This is a genomic window from Vibrio sp. Sgm 5, from assembly GCF_026241575.1.
GTDB classification, from domain to species: domain Bacteria; phylum Pseudomonadota; class Gammaproteobacteria; order Enterobacterales; family Vibrionaceae; genus Vibrio; species Vibrio jasicida.
In genome coordinates, this window is sequence record NZ_JAPHPY010000171.1 from 1 (window position 1) to 211 (window position 211).

Genomic DNA, 211 nt, shown 5'->3' on the forward strand with positions numbered 1-211 from the left:
TAGTTCAGTTGGTTAGAATACCGGCCTGTCACGCCGGGGGTCGCGGGTTCGAGTCCCGTCCGCTCCGCCACTTATTTCAAAGACCTCGCTTTTGCGAGGTTTTTTTGAATCTACAATGTGATAAACTGTAGTTTCTACAGGGGTGTAGCTCCAATTGGCAGAGCAGCGGATTCCAAATCCGCGTGTTGGGAGTTCGAATCTCTCCACCCCT

The 211-nt window shown here is 51.7% G+C and carries 1 tRNA gene; it reads left to right on the top strand.

What is annotated here, in order from left to right:
- Positions 1-138 precede the first annotated feature (138 nt).
- A tRNA-Trp gene (locus OQJ86_RS26560) sits at positions 139-211 on the top strand.